Source organism: Serratia sp. JKS296, from assembly GCF_900215445.1.
Lineage (GTDB): Bacteria > Pseudomonadota > Gammaproteobacteria > Enterobacterales > Enterobacteriaceae > Serratia > Serratia marcescens.
Genome location: NZ_OCMX01000001.1, coordinates 24,501 through 41,533, shown reverse-complemented (window position 1 = coordinate 41,533; position 17,033 = coordinate 24,501). Strand labels below are relative to the sequence as shown.

Sequence of the window (17,033 nt, the reverse complement as noted above, 5' to 3'; positions counted from 1 at the left end):
TGGTGGACTCCGTTTCTACCCCTTGCCCGGAACTGGATTACGAAACAAATCAAGCCTTAGGCTTTATCCCTAAACGCTCAAGTTCTTTTCGCCCTAAAGTTTTAAGCCAGTTAGCCAAACTCATACCGGCGGCTGAAGCCGCAGCCTCGAATTGTGCCTTTAGTTCAGGCGCTATCCGTACTTGGAAGGCTGGGGCTTTACCTCCCCCTTTGGGCTGTTTATCTCTCTGTATCATTGTTGACATGTATGTACCTATTTGGCTAACATCAATTGAGATAGGTACGCACCTTAACACGGTGACATCTACAAAAACAACGCCCCGGAGTGCGGGAACACTACCAGGGCGTCTGACCAACAACGTTATGGAGACTAACGCTATGGCTAAGCCGCAGTGTAACCAAACTCACCCTAAATTTCAGTATCGATTTCTGGCCATAAACCGTGCCGAACATCAGGCTAAACCCCGCCAGCTGTCCATTGAGGCCACCAGCGAGCAGGAGGCACGCCAAATTCTCGCTCCCCATTTCATCCTCTCTTTCGCTGCTCGTCTGCCGCTCCTGGGGGTGTGTCATGCATAACAACAATATCACTCGCGTTTATTCGCATCCTCAAGATGTGATCCACCCGTTGGCGGTGTTCCTGGAGGCAGTACAGTTTCTGCAGCTTGACCCGCGCGCTAAAGAACTGGCGGCTGATCTGATCGCTTACGCTCAAGAAATGGCTAAATCACATACGTTGGCCGCCAAAGAAAATGAGGAGGTAGGCAATGCGTAATCTCAACGTGTATACGCTGATGACGGCACCAATGACCGGTACAGAGAAAGAGTTGAGTGAAGCCGAACTGCGTATTACCGCTGATGCAGGCCGCTTAGCAGTGAACGACTATCTGCGCGGGTTAGCGGCTATCGGCAATATCACTTCGTGGGCGTGTGAAAACCCTAACTACACCGACCATGTTCACGATCTCCCTGCGTTGGCAGACTTCCTCAAACACACTGCGCAGATGGCTAGGGTTACAGGCTTCTACAGCGACCACGCCGACTATATGGCCGATCTGAAAGATAGCGATCACCAACAAGGAGAGAAGGCAAATGCGTAAACACCTCTCATCCACAAATCTTATCCAATTGATGGAACGCCAGAAAGGAGTAGGCCGCGAGGATATACAGACAACCGACAGCCACCCCACTTTATTACCCAATGAGCCAACAGGCACGTATGCAACAAATCGCCATACCCGCCGTATGTTGCGTAAGAAGTTCGGCATTGAAGCTAAAAAAATGTGTGATGTTGAAGGGGGGCGATAAATAATGACGGTTAACTTCTTGTGCGCTCAGGGGCAACGGCTTACCCCCGAGCTTAGGACAGCGAACAATTTTGCAGATTTCAGCACTTTCATTCTATCCAAACGTGTAGATATTTCCATCAATCCGAAAATGACCAAAGATGAACGGCGCAAGGAAAAAGCAAAGTTGTTCTGGTTCTCCCCGCCGACCCGCTCTAAAGGTGTACGTCGCAAAGTGGAGAATATGGACGCCTGCGCTTTTGGCGGCGCTGACATTGACGATAGTACTCCCGATGCAATCAAGGTGCTAACTCCCGTTCTGCAACGTTATTCCGTGTTGGTATACCAGACGGCGAGCCATACCCCTACCAATCCGCGCCTGCGCATAGTGCCAGAGTACTGTCGCCCGGTAGCACCAGCAGAACGTCGCACTGTCGGTGAGGCAGTTGAAGCATTACTGATGCTGGAAGCCGGTTTCACACTGGCCAGTCTTGAAGGTGAAAAAGCCAAATGGACGAAAGGTGACGATTACGCAGTTTTTGATCGAAGTGTGTATGGCGCACAGAGCTACCATTACTGTCCCCACAAGGGTGCTGTAGGGAAGCTTTATGAAGGTGAGGTAGTCGACGTCGATGCTCTCCCTCTGCCCTTGGTTGCGCCAGATATTGGGAAGGTTACCAGCAAAATAAAAGGGAAAAAAACCGCACCGAGGGACATAGGGGATGGTTTTGACGCACTCAATGCAGGCGCCCCTGACGAATACACAATTTCTGATCTACGCAGTGCACTTAGTTTTCCTAAATGGCAGAACCCGAGCGACGATTATGAGACATGGATCGGTAATGGTATTCGTCTTGCCTCATTGAAAGATACTGAATACGAGGATGATGCAAAAGCGTTGTGGCTTGAGTACAGCGCCCGTTCGCCAGCGAACAATCCCGACTTCACAGAGGATAAATGGGAAACCTTTACCGCTGAACGCTCCAGTTATCGGGGAATTTTCGCGGCTTCGCAGGATATAGGCTGGGTGAACGAGGCTACAAAGCGCGCTACTGCCCGATTACTTCCGCGAGTAGAAACACGGGATAATGGCCTGTATCACGTGACGCCACGAGTTAATAAGCTGACGGGGGAGATAGAAGAACCCGCAGCTTGGTTGTGCTCCCCGCTTGAGGTTATTGGCCGAGGTGCAGACGGTGCAGAGGAGTACCTGATCCTGTCGTGGATGTGTAATTGCCGTAAAGTGATAGAGGCGATCCCGCTTTGTGAAATTGGTGAGCGCGACGGCTGGCGACGTATGAAAGCTGGAGGGCTAAATGTCACGACAAAAAGCAGCCTCCGAGCTGTTTTGGGTGATCACCTCCAACTGCATGGCGACCCAACCCGCTGGAATGTGGCAAAAACTACGGGTTGGCAACATGGCGCCTACATCATGCCCGATGGTGAGATCATCGGCACACCGTCCAAACCCGTTATTTTTTGTGGCCACTCTGCTACTGCGCAAGGTTATACGGTTAAGGGCACTGCCGAGAGCTGGCGCGATAACGTCGCCAGACTGGTGGCTGGCAACCCGTCGATGGTCACTGCTGTAGCGGCAGCGTTCGCTGCCCCTATGCTGGCACTAGTAGGTGCTGATGGCTTCGGCATTCACTTCTATGAACAATCCAGCGCGGGAAAAACTACCACGGCCAACACTGCAGCCAGTCTTTATGGTTCACCGGATAAAACAAAGCTGACCTGGTACGGCACAGCGCTGGGGATGGTTAACGAGGCGGCTGCGCATAATGACGGGTTTATGTCACTGGATGAGATCAGTCAGAACACCCGCCGCCGTGATGTAGCTGAATCGGCTTATGCACTGTTCAACGGCGTGGGTAAGCTACAAGGGCGCCGGGATGGCGGCAACCGTGAAGTGCTGCGCTATACCACTGTAGCACTCAGCACAGGCGAAACGGACTTAGAGAGCTTCATCCGTGAAGATGGGGGCACTGTTAACGCCGGGCAGTTGGTGCGATTACTGAATATTCCACTGACGAAGGCCAGCGAGTACCACACCCTGCCCGACGGTAAGGCTCATGCTGATGGGCTAAAAACAGCATATCAGGGTCATTATGGGGCCGCGGGGCGTAAGTGGGTAAGCATGCTGGCCGAAAGCCCTCAGCAGGCTCGGGAAGCCGTAGCGATAGCTAAACAGCGATGGAAACCGCTAATTCCGGCACAAGGCAGCGAACAAGCCGGGCGAGTAGCAGACTGTTTTGCCATTCTGGAAGCTGCACTGATGCTTTCCTTACCGCTGACTGGATGGGAGGCAACTGATTGCCAGGCTGCGATAGAGCATACTTTCAAAAATTGGTTAGGCATTTACGGCGTAGGGAACCGAGAACGGGTTCAACTTGTGGAAATGGTGGAAAACTTCCTGCTGGTGAATGAAAACCGCTTTGATTTGATCTATGGATCTGAAGATCTCCCATGGACAACAGACAAAAATAAGCGTGCTGGATGGTTGGTGCCAAACAGTGCACCAGATGGGCGAAACGTCTATTACGTTTTGCCTGGAGTGCTTAAAGCAGAGGTAATTCCGGGTAAAGAGCCCCTTAACGCCGTAAAACTAATGCATGAGGAAGGTGTTTTGTGGAAAAAAGATAAGAAGGGGTATACGGCATTGACCCCCCGGATTAATGGTCACCAGCATCGAACTTATGCGCTCATGTTAGTGCCAATAACTGAACAGGAAGAAGAGTCACCGCCACCAGGAACAGATATGATTTAATCATTAAGCCTGCACTTCTCACGATTTGCAGGCTTTTTTACGAAACTTGCAAAGTTCTACATGATATTGTGCCGATACCAACTCACTCAGCCCTACAAACACAGAATTTTCAGCTATGAAACGACCCGAAACACAGGTCGTTCAACTTGTCGTTTCTCCTAAAGGCAGAGAGGACGAACCTCTCAGCCCGATGAAACGCTGAAACGATTGAAACGCTGTTTTTGAGTGTATATGTATTATGGTGTTGTGGGTTCAATATTGTGTAGATCTTCGCAACGAATCCTACAGATAGAGAGCTCCCCCTGCCTATAACTGCGCTTCACTTGACCGATATGTTGAGAAATGTTGAGGTGCGAAAAGATGAGTTTTGATTAGGTTTTTGCGAAGGTCAATAATCGTAGATCGCCGTCCAAAGTTTTCCCCTTCGAACCTCACCACCGTAGCGGAGTAAAAAATATACAGCTCGGTGAGCACTCCGTTTTAGTGTGTACCCATGGGTGTACACAATAGAAAAAAGCATCATATAAAACTCTTTTATCACAAGGATTTCAGGCCACTACTCAATGAGCAGATCCAACATCGAGTGATCCCGCTCCGCACGCCATCAAGCCCGCGCCAAGCGGGCTTTTTTATGGCTGCAGATCAGCGATAGGCGGCCGCCTGCTCTTCCTCCATCAGCCCCATTTTCTGCAGCTGCACCGCAATGCTCCAGGTTGAGCGCTCAAACTCATCGCTCAGCGCTTCCAGCGTCGCCCCGGCCGCATGGCTCTCACGCAGCCGCAGTTTTTCTTCTTCCGACCAGGGGAAGCAGGCATTGGCCGGCCGGCCCTCGGCCAGATTCATCTGCCACTTCTCCTCCGGCGTCAACCTGGCTTTTTTCTGCAGTTCGGATTCGCCGTCGAACTCGCTGGCCAATGCGAACAGCAGCCGGATAGCCTCCGGCGCGCAGGCCGCTGAAGCCGGTTTCAACAGTTCGCCGGTGTCGGGATTAACGCCGTTGGCCAGCGCCCTGAGCAACATGCCGGTATTCATCGTTCGCCTCCTGGTTCGATAAAATGCGCGCCGGTCGCGGCGCCTTGCCCAAACATGTTTCTCCGCCTTAGCCGAGAAAACCACGCTTTGCGCCGGGAAAAATCGCCCATTGCGAGCCAGATTCCAGGCGCCTGAACCTGCGGGACGGTGGTTGCATCAGGCTGCGAGCCGGCAGGCATCATGGAAGACAGCCCACTAAGGAACGTCGGGGGCTTATGAAAAACTGCCGAGCAGCGCGTGCGGATGACAATCGGCAAGATATCCCGCATGCCATAAGTATTTTGTTCTAATTATCACGCAAGGTAATGAAAGGACGGCGATGCTGTGGCTAAATGTGTTTTTTTCCTGCCCGTGAACCGTACGGACCGTTTATGCCACAAATTCTGCAATTTATTATGGCCCTGGTGGTGATCGTCGCCCTGGCGCTGCTGGTCAGCAATAATCGCAAGAAAATCCGCCTGCGCTATATCATCCAGCTGTTGGTGATCGAAGGCGCGCTGGCCTACTTCTTCCTGCACTCCGCCAGCGGGCTCAGCGTGATCAAGCACGTCGCCGGCTTCTTCGACACCCTGCTCGCCTACGCCGCCCAAGGGTCGGAGTTCGTGTTCGGCGGCATGAGCAAGGATGGCCTGGCGTTTATCTTCCTCGGCGTTTTGTGCCCTATCATCTTTATTTCCGCCCTGATCGGCATTTTGCAGCATTTCCGCATCCTGCCGCTGATCATCCGCCTGGTGGGCACCCTGCTGTCCAAGGTCAACGGCATGGGCAAGCTGGAATCGTTCAACGCCGTCAGCACGCTGGTGCTGGGGCAGTCGGAGAACTTCATCGCCTACAAGGGCATCATCGGCGACATCTCGCCGCGCCGCATGTACACCATGGCCGCGACCGCCATGTCGACGGTATCGCTCTCCATCGTCGGCGCCTACATGTCGATGATCGACGCGCAGTACGTGGTAGCGGCGTTGATCCTTAATATGTTCAGCACCTTCATCATCCTGTCGATCATCAACCCGTATCAGGTCGAAGACGAGCCGGAGCTGAAGCTGAACAAGCTGCACGAAGATCAGAGCTTCTTCGAAATGTTGGGCGAGTACATTCTGGCCGGCTTCAAAATTGCGATGATCATCGCGGCGATGCTGATCGGCTTTATCGCGCTGATCTCCGCCGTCAATGCGCTGTTCTCGGCAGTGCTCGGCATCAGCTTCCAGCAAATCCTCGGCTACGTGTTCTATCCGCTGGCCTGGCTGATCGGCATCCCGGCGGAGGAGGCCCTGAAGGCGGGCAGCATCATGGCGACCAAACTGGTGGCCAACGAATTCGTGGCGATGATTGAGCTGAAGAAGATCGCGGCGGAGCTGTCGCCGCGCGGGTTGGGCATTCTGTCGGTGTTCCTGGTGTCGTTCGCCAACTTCGCCTCCATCGGCATCGTCGCCGGCGCCATCAAGGGGCTGAACGAGCAGCAAGGCAACGTGGTTTCCCGTTTTGGCCTGAAGCTGGTTTACGGCTCGACGCTGGTGAGCCTGTTGTCGGCGGCCATCGCCGGCCTGGTGCTGTAATCCCCACTCCCGGCCACAGGGCCGGGAGTTCGCTTTAAAACGCCACGCACACCGGCGCATCCACCCGCATTACCGAATCCTGCGCAAACTGCTGCTTATAGCCGCTGCGCAGCGCCTCGATATTCGCCTCGCTCTCTTTGCCCGGCGCATGGATCAACAGCAGCGCCTTGCTGTTCTCGCGCGCCAGTTTGCCGTCGTGGCCCAGCCACTGGCCTTTGGCATCAAACACCGTCAGCCCGTCTTTAAAGCGCGGCGTCACCTGGCTATCGACGAAGGTTTGCCACTCGGCGGCGGTGATCGCCGGCCCCGCAGGGCGGTTCAGGCCGAAGTAGAGCGTTGTTTGCACCAGCGGATCACCGGTGCGGCAAACCGGGGCGGGTGACGTTGCCTGGTGGCCTGGCGCCACGCAGCCGCTCAGCAGCAGGGCGGCCACCACGGCGCCGGCGGCCAGTCTCGGGGAGTTTTTCATCTGCAATCTCGATTTTTCGGTTGAAGAATTCGCTGCAAAAATCATAGTCAGCGATGGAAATTAGCGCGAAATTTCTAATGCTTTCATTAACAGCCAGATGTTAAAAAAGGCTGGTTATCGGCAATAAAAACGGAGTTTGGATTAGCTATATTAATCCGAAACGCCATCGGTGAAAAAAACTCAGTGGCGCGCGTCCTCGGCGGCGATTACCCTGCCGGCCATCATTCTGACGCAATTACGCTGTGAACCCCTTATGTTACTGAGCATCCTTTATATCATCGGCATCACCGCCGAAGCCATGACCGGCGCGCTGGCGGCCGGCCGCCGCCAAATGGACATGTTCGGCGTGATCATCATCGCCTCTGTCACCGCAATCGGCGGCGGGTCGGTGCGCGATATGTTGCTCGGGCATTTTCCGTTGGGCTGGGTCAAACACCCGGAATACATCGTCATCGTCGCGATAGCGGCGATCGTCACCACCTGGGTGGCTCCTCTGATGCGCCATCTGCGCCGCCTGTTCCTGGTGCTCGACGCCGTCGGCCTGATCGTCTTCTCGATCATCGGCGCGCAGGTGGCGCTGGATATGGGGCACAGCGCCATTATCGCCGCCATCGCCGCGGTGATCACCGGCGTCTTCGGCGGGGTGCTGCGCGATATGTTCTGCAACCGCATCCCGCTGGTTTTCCAGAAGGAGATCTACGCCGGCATCTCCTTCAGCGCCGCCTGGCTGTATATCGGCCTGCAGCACCTCAGCCTGCCGCACAATCTGGTGGTGATCCTCACCTTGGTCGCCGGCCTGAGCGCGCGTCTTATCGCCCTGCGCTTCCGCCTCGGCCTGCCGGTGTTCAACTACCAGCATCCGGATCACTGATCTCGGGGCGGCAACGCGCCGCCGCCGAGGCCAAAACTGCAAAAATGTCGCTCTTCAGCGCGCATATTCGCTCATTCGACGCTTTTTCCACGCAAAGCCGCGGGCAAAATGCGAGCTAACGCTGCACCCGGCGCGTTAGCCGTGTATACTGTGCGGAGAAAATACACATCCGCTGTTTTTGGCATATCAACCGTTATCAACGAACATCATCATGGCTCAAGGCACGCTTTATATTGTCTCTGCTCCCAGTGGCGCAGGTAAATCAAGTCTGATTCAGGCTTTGTTAAAGACGCAACCGCTGTACGACACGCAGGTTTCGGTTTCGCACACCACGCGCGACAGTCGCCCGGGTGAAAATCACGGCGAGCACTATTTCTTCGTCTCGAAAGACGAATTCCGCCGGATGATCGAGCAGGACGCGTTTCTTGAGCACGCCGAAGTGTTCGGCAACTATTACGGCACCTCGCGCGCCGCCATCGAACAAGTCTTGTCGACCGGCGTGGATGTGTTTCTGGATATCGACTGGCAGGGCGCGCAGCAAATCCGCGCCAAAATGCCGCAGGCGCGCAGCATCTTCATTCTGCCGCCGTCGAAGGAGGAACTGGGCCGTCGCCTGCGCGGGCGCGGGCAGGACTCCGAAGAGGTGATCGCCAAACGCATGGCTCAGGCCGTGGCGGAAATGACGCATTACGCGGAGTACGATTACCTGATCGTGAACGATGACTTCGATCTGGCGCTGTCCGATCTGAAGACCATCATTCGCGCCGAACGCCTGCGTTTGGGCCGCCAGTTGCTGCGGCATGACGCTTTAATCAGCAAACTATTGGCAGACTGAAGGCAGTTTCAGTATCATGCCCAGTCTTTTCGTCACCTGTGGAGTAGCACAAATATGGCACGCGTAACTGTTCAAGACGCTGTAGAGAAAATTGGTAACCGTTTTGACCTGGTGTTGGTCGCTGCTCGTCGGGCGCGTCAGATCCAGACCGGCGGCAAAGATGCACTGGTTCCGGAAGAGAACGACAAGTACACCGTTATCGCCCTGCGCGAAATCGAAGAAGGCCTGATCACCAGCCAGATCCTCGACGTGCGTGAGCGCCAGGAGCAGCAAGAGCAGGAAGCCGCAGAGATTCAAGCGGTTACCGCGATTGCTGAAGGTCGTCGTTAATTAGACAGCGAGTCCGCCTTGTACCTGTTTGAAAGCCTGAATCTGCTGATTCAACGTTACCTGCCCGAGGAGCAGATTAAGCGCCTCAAACAGGCATACCTCGTCGCGCGCGACGCGCACGAGGGCCAGACACGCTCCAGCGGTGAGCCCTACATTACTCACCCGGTCGCCGTGGCCTGCATCCTGGCGGAAATGCGTCTCGACCACGAGACGCTGATGGCGGCGTTGTTGCACGACGTCATCGAAGACACCCCGGCCACCTATCAAGATATGGAACAGCTGTTCGGCAAGAGCGTCGCCGAACTGGTTGAGGGCGTCTCCAAGCTCGACAAACTGAAGTTCCAGGACAAGAAAGAAGCGCAGGCGGAAAACTTCCGCAAGATGATCATGGCGATGGTGCAGGATATCCGCGTCGTGCTGATCAAGCTGGCCGACCGTACGCACAACATGCGCACCCTCGGTTCGCTGCGCCCCGACAAACGCCGGCGCATCGCGCGTGAAACCCTGGAAATCTACAGCCCCCTCGCCCACCGTCTGGGTATTCATCACCTGAAAACCGAGCTGGAAGAGCTGGGTTTCGAGGCGCTGTACCCAAACCGCTATCGCGTGATCAAGGAAGTGGTGAAAGCCGCGCGCGGCAATCGCAAAGAGATGATTCAAAAAATCCTCTCCGAGATCGAAGGGCGGCTGACCGAGGCCGGCATCGCCTGCCGCGTCAGCGGAAGGGAAAAACACCTCTACTCCATCTACCTCAAGATGCACCTGAAAGAACAGCGTTTCCATTCCATCATGGATATCTACGCGTTCCGGGTGATCGTGAAAGAGGTCGATACCTGCTACCGCGTACTCGGCCAGGTGCACAGCCTGTATAAACCGCGCCCGGGGCGGGTGAAAGATTACATCGCCATTCCCAAGGCCAACGGCTATCAATCGCTGCATACCTCGCTGATCGGCCCGCACGGCGTGCCGGTCGAAGTGCAGATCCGCACCGAAGACATGGACCAGATGGCTGAGATGGGGGTGGCCGCGCACTGGGCTTACAAGGAAAGAGAACAGGGCGAAACCGGCACCACGGCGCAGATCCGCGCCCAACGCTGGATGCAAAGCCTGCTGGAGCTGCAGCAAAGCGCCGGCAGTTCGTTTGAATTTATCGAGAGCGTCAAATCCGATCTGTTCCCGGATGAGATTTACGTTTTCACCCCGGAAGGCCGCATCGTCGAGCTGCCCGCCGGCGCCACGCCGGTCGACTTCGCCTATGCGGTGCATACCGATATCGGCCATGCCTGCGTCGGCGCGCGCGTCGATCGTCAGCCGTACCCGCTGTCGCAGTCGCTGACCAGCGGCCAGACCGTCGAGATCATCACCGCGCCGGGCGCGCGGCCCAACGCCGCCTGGTTGAACTTCGTGGTCAGCTCGAAAGCGCGCGCCAAAATTCGCCAGATGCTGAAGAACCTCAAGCGCGACGACTCTGTCGGCCTCGGCCGCCGTCTGCTCAACCATGCGCTGGGCGGCAGCCGCAAGCTGGCCGAAATTCCGCAGGAAAACATTCAGCACGAGCTGGACCGCATGAAGCTGGCGACGCTGGACGATCTGCTGGCGGAAATCGGCCTGGGCAACGCCATGAGCGTGGTGGTGGCGAAGAACCTGCAGGGCGATCAGTCCAGCCTAGGCACCACCTCCGGCGTGCGTAACCTGGCCATCAAGGGCGCCGACGGCGTGTTGATCACCTTCGCCAAGTGCTGCCGTCCGATTCCGGGCGACCCGATTATCGCTCACGTCAGTCCGGGCAAAGGGCTGGTGATCCACCATGAATCTTGCCGCAATATTCGCGGCTATCAGAAAGAGCCTGAGAAGTTCATGGCGGTTGAGTGGGATAAAGAGACCGAGCAGGAGTTCATCGCCGAGATCAAGGTGGATATGTTTAACCACCAGGGCGCGCTGGCCAACCTGACGGCGGCGATCAACGCGGCCGAGTCCAATATTCAGAGCCTGAACACCGAAGAGAAAGACGGTCGGGTTTATAGCGCCTTTATCCGCTTGACCACCCGCGATCGCATCCATTTGGCAAACATTATGCGTAAAATCCGTATCATGCCGGATGTGATCAAAGTTAACCGCAACCGAAACTAGCGCTTATGAGTCCTGAACGCTATGCGCGGATTTGTGAAATGCTTGCGACCCGGCAGCCGGATCTGACGGTCTGCCTGGAGCAGGTGCACAAGCCGCATAACGTCTCCGCCATTATCCGCACCGCCGACGCCGTCGGCGTGCATCAGGTCCACGCCGTGTGGCCCACCACCCGCATGCGCACCCTGGTTTCCTCCGCCGCCGGCAGCAACAGCTGGGTCAGCGTTAAAACCCATCCCACCATCGGCGACGCGGTCGGTCACCTGAAAGCGCAGGGCATGCAAATTCTGGCCACCAACCTGTCTGCGCGCGCGGTCGATTTCCGCGAGGTGGACTACACCCGGCCAACCTGCGTGCTGCTCGGCCAGGAAAAAACCGGCATCACCGAAGAAGCGCTGGCGCTGGCCGATCAAGACATCGTCATTCCGATGATCGGCATGGTGCAATCGCTCAACGTCTCCGTGGCTTCGGCGCTGATCCTGTATGAGGCGCAGCGCCAGCGGCAAAACGCCGGCCTGTACCGCCGCGACAACAGCATGTTGGACGAAGAAGAGCAGCAGCGTCTGCTGTTCGAAGGCGGCTATCCGGTGCTGGCCAACGTGGCCAAGCGCAAGGGGCTGCCGCGTCCACAGATCGACGAACAGGGCCAGGTGGTCGCCAGCGCCGAATGGTGGGCGGCCATGCAGGCGACGGTGCGCAAATGAAAGGCCGCCTGCTGGATGCTGTCCCACTCACCACGCTTTCCGGGGTTGGCGCCAGCCAGGCGGGCAAACTGGCCAAGCTTGGCCTCGACACCATTCAGGATCTGCTGCTGCACCTGCCGCTGCGCTACGAAGACCGCACCCGCCTCTACCCGATCAACGATCTGCTGCCGGGCATCTACGCCACGGTAGAAGGGGAAGTGCTGCGCAGCGACATCAGCTTCGGCCGTCGCCGCATGCTGACCTGCCAGATCAGCGACGGCACCGGCATCCTCACCATGCGGTTCTTCAACTTCAATTCCGCAATGAAAAACAGCCTGGCCACCGGCCGCCGCGTGACCGCCTACGGCGAGATCAAACGCGGCAACCACGGCGCGGAGATCATCCATCCGGAATACCGTATTCAGGGCGAAACCAGCGAGGTTGAGCTGCAGGAGTCGCTGACGCCGGTTTACCCCACCACCGAAGGGGTGCGGCAGGCCACGCTGCGCAAGCTGACCGATCAGGCGCTGGCGCTGCTGGATACCTGCGCCATCGCCGAGCTGCTGCCGCCGGAGCTGAGCGGCGGCCTGATGAGCCTGCCGCAGGCGCTGCACACCCTGCACCGCCCGCCGCCGGACATCCAGCTGGCAGATCTGGAGCTGGGCAAACACCCGGCGCAAAAGCGTCTGATCCTCGAAGAGCTGCTGGCGCATAACCTCAGCATGCTGGCGGTGCGCGCCGGCGCGCAGAGTTATCAGGCGCAGCCGCTGCTGCCGGACGATCGGCTGAAAAACCGTTTTCTCGCCCAGTTGCCGTTCTCGCCGACCGGCGCGCAAACGCGCGTGGTGGCCGACATCGAAGCCGATATGCAAAAAGACTTCCCGATGATGCGGCTGGTGCAGGGCGACGTCGGCTCCGGCAAAACGCTGGTGGCGGCGCTGGCGGCGCTTCGCGCCATCGCGCACGGCAAGCAGGTGGCGCTGATGGCGCCGACCGAGCTGCTGGCCGAACAGCATGCCAACAACTTCCGCCAGTGGTTCGAACCGCTGGGGTTGGAAGTCGGCTGGCTGGCCGGCAAGCAGAAAGGCAAGGCGCGCATTGCCCAGCAGGAAGCCATCGCCAGCGGCCAGGTGTCGATGGTGGTCGGCACCCACGCCATCTTCCAGGAGCAGGTGCAGTTCAACGGCCTGGCGCTGGTGATCATCGATGAGCAGCACCGATTCGGGGTACATCAGCGGCTGGCGCTGTGGGAGAAAGGCGAAGAGCAAGGCTTCCACGCCCATCAGCTGATCATGACCGCCACGCCGATCCCGCGCACGCTGGCAATGACCGCCTACGCCGATCTCGATACCTCGGTCATCGACGAGCTGCCGCCGGGCCGTACGCCGGTGACCACCGTCGCCATTCCCGATACCCGCCGCGCCGACATCATTCAGCGGGTGAAAAGCGCCTGTCTGGAAGAGGGGCGACAGGCTTACTGGGTGTGCACGCTGATCGAAGAGTCCGAGCTGCTGGAAGCGCAGGCGGCGGAAGCCACCTGGGAAGAATTGAAAACCGCGCTGCCGGAGCTGAAGGTAGCGCTGGTGCACGGCCGCATGAAAGCGCAGGAAAAGCAGGCGGTAATGCAGGCGTTTAAACAGGGCGAGCTGCAGCTGTTGGTCGCCACCACGGTGATCGAAGTCGGCGTCGACGTGCCGAACGCCAGCCTGATGATCATCGAAAACCCGGAACGGCTGGGCCTGGCGCAGCTGCACCAGCTGCGCGGCCGCGTAGGACGCGGCGCCGTGGCCTCACACTGCGTGTTGCTGTACAAAACGCCGCTGAGCAAAACCGCGCAAACGCGCCTGCAAGTGCTGCGCGACAGCAACGACGGCTTCGTCATCGCGCAGCGCGATCTGGAGATCCGCGGCCCGGGCGAGCTGCTGGGTACCCGCCAGACCGGCAGCGCCGAATTCAAGGTGGCGGATCTGCTGCGCGACCAGGCGATGATCCCCGAAGTGCAGCGCGTCGCTCGCCATCTCCATCAGCACTATCCGGAACACGCCCAGGCGCTGATCGAACGCTGGCTGCCGGAGAAGGCGCGCTACTCCAACGCATAAAAAAGGGCGCCTGCGGCGCCCTTTTCGTGATGACTCGCGATATCACCCCACCGCCGGGAACACCGGCAGCAGCAGATACAGCTTGATGACGATGGCGTTGGCGATATCGATAAAGAACGCCCCCACCATCGGCACCACCAGAAACGCCAGATGCGACGGGCCGAAGCGATCGGTGATCGCCTGCATGTTGGCGATCGCCGTCGGCGTGGCGCCCATGCCGAAGCCGCAGTGGCCGGCGGCCAGCACCGCCGCGTCGTAGTTCTTGCCCATCACCCGGTAAGTAACAAAGATCGCGTACAGCGCCATCACCAGCGTCTGCACCGCCAGGATCGCCAGCATCGGCAACGCCAGCGAAGCCAGCTCCCACAGGCGCAGGCTCATCAACGCCATCGCCAGGAACAGCGACAGGCTGACATTACCCAGCACCGATACCGCCCGTTCGAACACGGTATAGAAACCGGTGAAGGCCAGAGTGTTGCTGAGGATCACCCCGACGAACAGCACGCAAACGAAGTTAGGCAGCTCAAACACCGTACCGTTCAGCAGGCCGGCAATCAGCTGCCCCAGGCTCAGACAGATGGCGATCATGGCGATGGTTTCGATCATCACCAGCGAGGTGATCAGGCGGCCGCTTTCCGGCTTCTCGAAACCGCTCGGCTGCACGCTGTCCTCCGGGGTGCCTTCCGGCGTAGAGGAGTGTTTGACCAGATAGCGCGCCACCGGGCCGCCGATCAGGCCGCCCAGCACCAGGCCGAAGGTGGCGCAGGCCATGGCGACTTCCGTCGCGTTTTCAAAGCCGTAGCGCTCGATGAACAGCTTGCTCCAGGCCGCCCCGGTGCCGTGGCCGCCCGACAGGGTGATCGACCCGGCGATCAGACCCATCAGCGGATCCAACCCCAGCATTTTCGCCATGCCGATGCCGATGGCGTTCTGTACCAGCAGCAGCCCCAGCACCACGAACAGGAATACCATCAGCGCCTTGCCGCCGGCGCGCAACCGCGCCAGGTTGGCGTTCAGGCCGATGGTGGCGAAGAAGGCCAGCATCAGCGGATCCTTCAGCGACATGTCAAAGCTGATTTCCCAGTTGGCGAACTTTTTCAGGGCTAACAGCAGGAGGGCCACCAGCAAACCGCCGGCGACGGGAGCGGGAATGGTATATTTTCGCAGCAGGGGAATGCTTCTGACGCACTTGCCTCCGAGAAGCAAAACCAGCGTCGCCGCGACTAACGTGCCATAAGTATCAAGATGAAACATCCAGGTACTCCATGTAAGGGAAAAGATCCAAATAAAAATAATAAGTTATAGAAAACCACTTAGTTTTTAAACTTGATGAGTGCAGGATTAGAAGTAAAAAACGCTGAGATGACAAGAAAAAATGAATGAAAATGCGACATAAACGGGAAAGTCGGCAACATAATATTTGCGCGCAACCGTTTGCTTTTGCGGGGCGGGGCATTAAAATGCCTGCTTTGCCGTATCTGGAAACGCCACACCATGAGCATGTCATCCTCCGAGCTTGATGCCGCGCGCCAAGCCGCCTCAGAACCCCGCGCCAGTGAACTGATTTATCGCCTGGAAGATCGCCCGCCGCTGCCGCAAACGCTGTTTGCCGCCGGCCAGCATCTGCTGGCGATGTTCGTCGCGGTGATCACACCGGCTCTGCTGATCTGCCAGGCGCTGGGCCTGCCGGCACAGGATACCCAGCACATCATCAGCATGTCGCTGTTCGCCTCCGGTCTGGCTTCCATTCTGCAAATCAAAACCTGGGGACCGGTGGGTTCCGGGCTGTTGTCGATTCAGGGCACCAGCTTCAATTTCGTTTCGCCGCTGATCATGGGCGGTCTGGCGCTGAAAAACGGCGGCGCCGACGTGCCGACCATGATGGCCGCGCTGTTCGGCACCCTGATGGTCGCTTCTTGCACCGAAATTTTACTGTCGCGCGTGCTGCATCTGGCGCGCCGCATCATCACCCCGCTGGTTTCCGGCATCGTGGTGATGATCATTGGCCTGTCGCTGATTCAGGTCGGTCTGACCTCGATCGGCGGCGGTTATGCCGCGATGAACGATCACAGCTTCGGCTCACCGAAAAACCTGCTGCTGGCCGGCGCGGTGCTGGCGGTCATCATCCTGCTGAACCGCCAGCGCAACCCTTACCTGCGCGTCGCTTCGCTGGTGATCGCCATGGCGGTCGGCTATCTGTTGGCCTGGGCGATGGACATGCTGCCCGCCGACGCACCGGCAGCTCCAACGGCGGCGATCACCATCCCCACGCCGCTCTATTACGGTCTGGGCTTCGACTGGAACCTGCTGCTGCCGCTGATGCTGATCTTTATGGTCACCTCGCTGGAAACCATCGGCGACATCACCGCCACTTCCGACGTCTCCGAACAGCCTGTCAGCGGGCCGCTGTACATGAAGCGCCTGAAGGGCGGCGTACTGGCCAACGGCCTGAACTCGATGCTGTCGGCGGTGTTCAACACCTTCCCCAACTCCTGCTTCGGCCAGAACAACGGCGTGATCCAGCTGACCGGCGTCGCCAGCCGCTATGTCGGCTTCGTGGTGGCGCTGATGCTGATCGCGCTGGGGCTGTTCCCGGCGGTGGCCGGCTTCGTGCAGCACATCCCCGAGCCGGTACTGGGCGGCGCGACCATCGTGATGTTCGGCACCATCGCCGCCTCCGGCGTGCGCATCGTGTCGCGCGAGCGCCTGAACCGCCGCGCCATCATGATCATGGCGCTGTCGCTGGCCGTCGGCATGGGCGTCTCCCAGCAGCCGCTGATCCTGCAGTTCGCGCCGGACTGGCTGAAAACCCTGCTCTCTTCCGGCATCGCCGCCGGCGGCATTACCGCCATCGTGCTGAACCTGGTGTTTCCGCAGGAACACGAGAAAAAGTAACCCGCCCATTGGCGTTCAAACGGCCGCTTGCGGCCGTTTTTTATTGTCTATCAGACCATTGCCCTTGAGATGCCCAGCCAA

At 58.0% G+C, this 17,033-nt stretch carries 17 protein-coding genes; 13 read left to right on the top strand and 4 right to left on the bottom strand.

From position 1 onward, the window contains the following. Window positions 1–49: 49 nt before the first annotated feature. Window positions 50–244 (bottom strand): hypothetical protein, encoded by a 195-nt coding sequence (locus tag CRO23_RS25190; protein ID WP_086580731.1) that lies wholly within the window; start codon window positions 242–244, stop codon window positions 50–52. Here CRO23_RS25190 and CRO23_RS25370 point away from each other — a divergent pair. From CRO23_RS25370 to CRO23_RS00180, 5 genes are read left to right on the top strand one after another with little or no spacing between them, the layout of a single operon-like run. Next, window positions 243–578 carry a host cell division inhibitor Icd-like protein gene (locus CRO23_RS25370; protein WP_369680467.1) on the top strand — a complete coding sequence of 112 codons (336 nt, stop codon included), beginning with the start codon at window positions 243–245 and terminating at the stop codon, window positions 576–578. The genes CRO23_RS25190 and CRO23_RS25370 overlap by 2 nt on opposite strands. After that, window positions 571–774 carry a hypothetical protein gene (locus CRO23_RS00195; protein ID WP_086580733.1) on the top strand — a complete coding sequence of 68 codons (204 nt, stop codon included), beginning with the start codon at window positions 571–573 and terminating at the stop codon, window positions 772–774. The genes CRO23_RS25370 and CRO23_RS00195 overlap by 8 nt, the downstream gene beginning before the upstream one ends. Further along, window positions 767–1,099: a hypothetical protein gene (locus tag CRO23_RS00190; RefSeq protein WP_086580734.1), complete on the top strand. Its 333-nt coding sequence runs from the start codon at window positions 767–769 to the stop codon at window positions 1,097–1,099. The genes CRO23_RS00195 and CRO23_RS00190 overlap by 8 nt, the downstream gene beginning before the upstream one ends. Further along, window positions 1,092–1,307, top strand: a complete 216-nt coding sequence (locus tag CRO23_RS00185; RefSeq protein WP_086580735.1) for a hypothetical protein — start codon at window positions 1,092–1,094, stop codon at window positions 1,305–1,307. The genes CRO23_RS00190 and CRO23_RS00185 overlap by 8 nt, the downstream gene beginning before the upstream one ends. 3 nt (window positions 1,308–1,310) lie before the next feature. Then, window positions 1,311–4,055: a DUF927 domain-containing protein gene (locus CRO23_RS00180; protein ID WP_255253500.1), complete on the top strand. Its 2,745-nt coding sequence runs from the start codon at window positions 1,311–1,313 to the stop codon at window positions 4,053–4,055. A gap of 642 nt (window positions 4,056–4,697) precedes the next feature. Here CRO23_RS00180 and CRO23_RS00175 read toward each other — a convergent pair. After that, complete coding sequence (locus CRO23_RS00175) at window positions 4,698–5,087, bottom strand: hypothetical protein (RefSeq protein ID WP_097101172.1); 390 nt, start codon at window positions 5,085–5,087, stop codon at window positions 4,698–4,700. 371 nt (window positions 5,088–5,458) lie between these two features. On the opposite strand from CRO23_RS00175, the gene CRO23_RS00170 reads away from it, so the two are divergent. Beyond that, window positions 5,459–6,643, top strand: coding sequence for a NupC/NupG family nucleoside CNT transporter (locus CRO23_RS00170; protein ID WP_028128070.1), 1,185 nt, complete (start codon window positions 5,459–5,461; stop codon window positions 6,641–6,643). A 34-nt stretch (window positions 6,644–6,677) separates the two neighbouring features. Here CRO23_RS00170 and CRO23_RS00165 read toward each other — a convergent pair whose 3' ends face one another. Then, window positions 6,678–7,112 (bottom strand): DUF3574 domain-containing protein, encoded by a 435-nt coding sequence (locus CRO23_RS00165; protein WP_049299565.1) that lies wholly within the window; start codon window positions 7,110–7,112, stop codon window positions 6,678–6,680. Window positions 7,113–7,365: 253 nt separating this feature from the next. Between CRO23_RS00165 and CRO23_RS00160 the strand changes: the two genes are divergently transcribed. The 6 genes from CRO23_RS00160 (at window position 7,366) to recG (ending at window position 14,057) form a co-directional block, all read left to right on the top strand. After that, window positions 7,366–7,983 (top strand): trimeric intracellular cation channel family protein, encoded by a 618-nt coding sequence (locus CRO23_RS00160; protein WP_025304704.1) that lies wholly within the window; start codon window positions 7,366–7,368, stop codon window positions 7,981–7,983. 211 nt (window positions 7,984–8,194) lie between these two features. Further along, window positions 8,195–8,818, top strand: a complete 624-nt coding sequence (gmk, locus tag CRO23_RS00155; protein ID WP_033636481.1) for a guanylate kinase — start codon at window positions 8,195–8,197, stop codon at window positions 8,816–8,818. A 54-nt stretch (window positions 8,819–8,872) separates the two neighbouring features. Further along, window positions 8,873–9,148 carry a DNA-directed RNA polymerase subunit omega gene (rpoZ, locus tag CRO23_RS00150; RefSeq protein ID WP_004931221.1) on the top strand — a complete coding sequence of 92 codons (276 nt, stop codon included), beginning with the start codon at window positions 8,873–8,875 and terminating at the stop codon, window positions 9,146–9,148. An 18-nt stretch (window positions 9,149–9,166) separates the two neighbouring features. Beyond that, complete coding sequence (gene spoT / locus CRO23_RS00145; RefSeq protein ID WP_015379445.1) at window positions 9,167–11,278, top strand: bifunctional GTP diphosphokinase/guanosine-3',5'-bis pyrophosphate 3'-pyrophosphohydrolase; 2,112 nt, start codon at window positions 9,167–9,169, stop codon at window positions 11,276–11,278. Window positions 11,279–11,283: 5 nt separating this feature from the next. Further along, the gene (gene trmH / locus CRO23_RS00140; RefSeq protein WP_033639122.1) at window positions 11,284–11,979 is read left to right on the top strand and encodes a tRNA (guanosine(18)-2'-O)-methyltransferase TrmH; all 696 of its coding nucleotides are present in this window, start codon (window positions 11,284–11,286) and stop codon (window positions 11,977–11,979) included. After that, window positions 11,976–14,057, top strand: a complete 2,082-nt coding sequence (gene recG / locus CRO23_RS00135; RefSeq protein ID WP_097101170.1) for an ATP-dependent DNA helicase RecG — start codon at window positions 11,976–11,978, stop codon at window positions 14,055–14,057. The genes trmH and recG overlap by 4 nt, the downstream gene beginning before the upstream one ends. A 42-nt stretch (window positions 14,058–14,099) precedes the next feature. Here the strand turns inward: recG and gltS are convergent, their stop codons facing one another. Then, window positions 14,100–15,311, bottom strand: coding sequence for a sodium/glutamate symporter (gene gltS / locus CRO23_RS00130; protein WP_025304708.1), 1,212 nt, complete (start codon window positions 15,309–15,311; stop codon window positions 14,100–14,102). Between the two features lie 240 nt (window positions 15,312–15,551). Between gltS and CRO23_RS00125 the strand changes: the two genes are divergently transcribed. After that, window positions 15,552–16,952, top strand: a complete 1,401-nt coding sequence (locus tag CRO23_RS00125; protein WP_019452186.1) for a nucleobase:cation symporter-2 family protein — start codon at window positions 15,552–15,554, stop codon at window positions 16,950–16,952. The last annotated feature ends 81 nt before the right edge of the window (window positions 16,953–17,033 follow it).

Bases quoted from the DNA above. Each gene is read 5' to 3' on its own strand.
- CRO23_RS25370 (WP_369680467.1), top strand. From the start codon at position 243: ATGTATGTACCTATTTGGCTAACATCAATTGAGATAGGTACGCACCTT.
- CRO23_RS25190 (WP_086580731.1), bottom strand. From the start codon at position 244: ATGTCAACAATGATACAGAGAGATAAACAGCCCAAAGGGGGAGGTAAA.
- CRO23_RS00195 (WP_086580733.1), top strand. From the start codon at position 571: ATGCATAACAACAATATCACTCGCGTTTATTCGCATCCTCAAGATGTG.
- CRO23_RS00190 (WP_086580734.1), top strand. From the start codon at position 767: ATGCGTAATCTCAACGTGTATACGCTGATGACGGCACCAATGACCGGT.
- CRO23_RS00185 (WP_086580735.1), top strand. From the start codon at position 1,092: ATGCGTAAACACCTCTCATCCACAAATCTTATCCAATTGATGGAACGC.
- CRO23_RS00180 (WP_255253500.1), top strand. From the start codon at position 1,311: ATGACGGTTAACTTCTTGTGCGCTCAGGGGCAACGGCTTACCCCCGAG.
- CRO23_RS00175 (WP_097101172.1), bottom strand. From the start codon at position 5,087: ATGAATACCGGCATGTTGCTCAGGGCGCTGGCCAACGGCGTTAATCCC.
- CRO23_RS00170 (WP_028128070.1), top strand. From the start codon at position 5,459: ATGCCACAAATTCTGCAATTTATTATGGCCCTGGTGGTGATCGTCGCC.
- CRO23_RS00165 (WP_049299565.1), bottom strand. From the start codon at position 7,112: ATGAAAAACTCCCCGAGACTGGCCGCCGGCGCCGTGGTGGCCGCCCTG.
- CRO23_RS00160 (WP_025304704.1), top strand. From the start codon at position 7,366: ATGTTACTGAGCATCCTTTATATCATCGGCATCACCGCCGAAGCCATG.
- gmk (WP_033636481.1), top strand. From the start codon at position 8,195: ATGGCTCAAGGCACGCTTTATATTGTCTCTGCTCCCAGTGGCGCAGGT.
- rpoZ (WP_004931221.1), top strand. From the start codon at position 8,873: ATGGCACGCGTAACTGTTCAAGACGCTGTAGAGAAAATTGGTAACCGT.
- trmH (WP_033639122.1), top strand. From the start codon at position 11,284: ATGAGTCCTGAACGCTATGCGCGGATTTGTGAAATGCTTGCGACCCGG.
- recG (WP_097101170.1), top strand. From the start codon at position 11,976: ATGAAAGGCCGCCTGCTGGATGCTGTCCCACTCACCACGCTTTCCGGG.
- gltS (WP_025304708.1), bottom strand. From the start codon at position 15,311: ATGTTTCATCTTGATACTTATGGCACGTTAGTCGCGGCGACGCTGGTT.
- CRO23_RS00125 (WP_019452186.1), top strand. From the start codon at position 15,552: ATGAGCATGTCATCCTCCGAGCTTGATGCCGCGCGCCAAGCCGCCTCA.